The following is a 2,911-nucleotide window of genomic DNA, read 5'->3' on the forward strand; positions in this document are numbered from 1 at the left end:
AGTCCTCCCGCGTTTGGGGTGTGCGAGTCAGTCCCAATCATCAGTCCGCCCGGGAACGCATAGTTCTCAAGAACAACCTGGTGGATTATTCCTGCGCCCGGCTTCCAGAATCCCGCGCCATACTTTCGAGACGCCGACTCCAAAAACTTGTACACCTCGTTGTTCTCGTATATGGCAGCCTTGGTGTCAGATTCCGCATCAACTCTTGCCTGGATCAAATGATCGCAGTGGACGGTAGTTGGAATCTTTGTCTGGAGCAGTCCTGCCTGCATGAACTCTAGCATAACTGTCTGCCCCGTGACATCCTGCAGTGCCACCCTGTCTGGATTCAAAAACACATAGCTTTCCCCGCGCTTTGGCTCGTCGCCGATTTCTGCCAGGTGCCCTACAAGAATTTTTTCGCTCAGCGTCAGGGGGCGGTTCACAAGTGCGCGAAACTTTGAAATATTTTTTTCTAATTTTTCATAAACTGAAAGTACGAGATCGGGAGTGGTTTCTATTTGCAACATATGTTGTTTCGGAATAATTAGTTATAAATCGTATCAGACATTTTAATTTCCAAATTTGGAAAGCACATGCACGAAAATAATTTTTCAGCTTGGTTTTCTGAATTTTGCTAACAGTTATAAGCGAAAAACCATTTCTTATATATGGTATCAGTTATGGTTCATTTGTTGCTTACTTGGGGGTACGCGTTTGGTCAATAAGGGCTTTCCAGCTTTTGGCAATTCGCAAGCAGGCGCGTTTATCGCGGCACTGAAAAATTACAATCTTCCTGATTTCATTCTAAAAAAAATAGCCAAAGAGTGCGGCTCTGATCTGTTGGAGCGCGGCAGGCTCGATGACAGGCTGCAGAGCATGAACGACACGGCTCTCACAATGCTGCACAAGATTTTCATCGACTGCGAAAGCGACGAGGCAGGCAAGTTTGCAGACTACAGGTTTTTTGCGTACGTGTCCAGCATGTACCACAAGTGCGATATTCTGATCAACGAGTCGATTCCAGGCGCGTCTGGAAAAAACCACAAGATCCCAGTCGCAGTAAAAAACAACGGCATGTACATTGCAGTTGCGTTTAACAAGTCCACCGGAACCCCGGTCCAAAAAAGAGAGGCAATCAAGTTTTATGATATAATAGATGATGTCAAAAAAGGCGACCACGGAACAATGCTAACTGACGCAATCTTTGGCACATCAGTCGGCTTCAAGGGCGATTCCCTGGTAGAACTGGAAAGACTCAGCAAGACCAGAAAGACAGACGCAGAGTCAAGGCTTGACATCAAGACTGCAAACTTTGAGAACAGAATTTACTCTGTCACCAAGTGCACCTAAATCCACTGCACACCCTTGCTCTCATAATATTTCGTTTTTGCCCTAGAGTGCCTTGGCCTTACATGCAAAATGGAATTGCAGCAGGGGCACTTTGCATCGCTCCACCTCAGGTAGATGTCGCACACCCCGCACCTTTTCTGCCCGTTGTACCTGAGCGATATCTCGCCTAGAAACTCGGAATACTTTGTCTTGCATACTCCCTTGCACACCAGCATGATACCGTTAGGAGTTGTGAAAATTAAAGAGGCAGGTGATTCTATAATGACCCAAAGCCGGTCGAGTCAATCGTCATGAAATACGGCGCGCCCTTTGTTTTCTCAAAGTTCTTGTCATAGTGCTCAAAGGGCAGATTGTTAAACGTGTGCTGCGACCACACGTCGTGGATTGTCTCTGCGTGCTTTTTGAATTTCTTTTTCAGCAAAAACACGTGCGACAGTTCGTGTGATACAAGCGTGCAGTTTTTTTCTGCCAGAAACAAAATGTCGTTTTCGTCCTTTGGCTTTTGCCACAGGGTCATGCCAAAGTTGTCAGCATAGTACCCCTCGCACGTGCAGTCAGTCCACAGGGGGCGAAAGTGGCTCAGGTAGAAATGGAACGTGTCTGCGCCGCGCATCCTGTGATCCTCCAGCAGCGCGCTGATGTCTATCTTTCGTAAAATGCTTGCCTTTCCTGTGACCATCTCATCGCACTGCACGTCGACGTCCTCGGAAAAAACGTCCTTTATCCATTTTTTGTAAAACTGCGCCATGGACTTTACGTACTCAAACTCAGAGTCGCGCTTTCCTAGATCGTCCCTATTTATGACAAATACAAAATGTAAGAGCATGACAAGAAAAAGAAATGATTAAGATTGGCCTTCAATACCCATCAGGGTCAGTGTAGATCGGATTTTCTCTATCTTTCGAATCTTCCATGTGATGGTCTCGCGTAGCGCCTCGACTGTTGGAGACTCGATTTTGGCCAAGATGTCGTATGCACCGAATGTGCCGTGAACTTCTTTTACTCCTTCCAGGGATTTGAGTTGCTTTATGATCGCTTCTTCAGATCCAAGTTCGCAGTTTATTAAAACATAAGCTGTTGCCATGATTAAGATATACACCTCGGGATATATCAATAAAGCTATCGCTGTTTCTATTTTTGGGAAATTTTGATGATTTCGTCCCAGATTTTAGGCGGAACCGGCATCACGGAGAGCCGAGATATCCGCAACAGGTCCCAGCTTGCAAACTTGGCATTTTCCTTCATCTCATCTAGCGTGACAGGTCTTGCAAGTCGCTTTTTGAATTTCACGTCAACTGTGATGAATCGCGGATTTTTTTCCTTCGGGTTCGGGTACGGCTCGGATGTTACCTCCATTATCCCGACTATCTGCCGCTCGCCTCCTGTGTGGTAGAAAAATGCAAGATCGCCTTTCTTCATTTCCCTCATGTGCTTTAGCGCCAGATTATTGTGGACGTCGTCCCACGAGGTTTTCTTTTCCTTTTCAAGCGAGTCAAAGTTGTAGGAGCTTGGCTCCTGCTTTCCAAGCCAGTAGTTCACCATGATATCAGAGATTTTTTCAAAACTAATATTTCTTTTA

Annotated in this window: 6 protein-coding genes; 1 reads left to right on the top strand and 5 read right to left on the bottom strand. The window is 46.0% G+C overall.

Features of this window, described 5'->3' with window-relative positions; translation table 11 throughout:
* On the bottom strand, positions 1-509 hold a 509-nt coding region (locus tag NKMY2_RS00005; RefSeq protein WP_042683541.1), incomplete at its 3' end, for an aconitase family protein.
* A 187-nt stretch (positions 510-696) separates the two neighbouring features.
* Here NKMY2_RS00005 and NKMY2_RS00010 point away from each other — a divergent pair.
* The gene (locus NKMY2_RS00010; RefSeq protein ID WP_042683542.1) at positions 697-1,332 is read left to right on the top strand and encodes a hypothetical protein; all 636 of its coding nucleotides are present in this window, start codon (positions 697-699) and stop codon (positions 1,330-1,332) included.
* Here NKMY2_RS00010 and NKMY2_RS00015 read toward each other — a convergent pair.
* The 4 genes from NKMY2_RS00015 to NKMY2_RS00030 are packed head-to-tail and all read right to left on the bottom strand — an operon-like array spanning position 1,329 to position 2,874.
* Positions 1,329-1,547: a hypothetical protein gene (locus NKMY2_RS00015; protein WP_052347414.1), complete on the bottom strand. Its 219-nt coding sequence runs from the start codon at positions 1,545-1,547 to the stop codon at positions 1,329-1,331. The two genes, NKMY2_RS00010 and NKMY2_RS00015, sit on opposite strands and share 4 nt — an antisense overlap.
* A 41-nt stretch (positions 1,548-1,588) precedes the next feature.
* Entirely contained in the window at positions 1,589-2,158 is a 570-nt protein-coding gene (locus NKMY2_RS00020; RefSeq protein WP_042683543.1) for a hypothetical protein, read from the bottom strand.
* An 18-nt stretch (positions 2,159-2,176) separates the two neighbouring features.
* Positions 2,177-2,416 (bottom strand): Lrp/AsnC family transcriptional regulator, encoded by a 240-nt coding sequence (locus tag NKMY2_RS00025; protein ID WP_042683546.1) that lies wholly within the window; start codon positions 2,414-2,416, stop codon positions 2,177-2,179.
* 47 nt (positions 2,417-2,463) lie between these two features.
* A complete protein-coding gene (locus NKMY2_RS00030) occupies positions 2,464-2,874 on the bottom strand; it encodes an EVE domain-containing protein (protein WP_042683544.1) in 411 nt (136 codons plus the stop codon).
* Positions 2,875-2,911 lie beyond the last annotated feature (37 nt).

It is taken from the genome of Candidatus Nitrosotenuis chungbukensis, assembly GCF_000685395.1.
GTDB classification, from domain to species: domain Archaea; phylum Thermoproteota; class Nitrososphaeria; order Nitrososphaerales; family Nitrosopumilaceae; genus Nitrosotenuis; species Nitrosotenuis chungbukensis.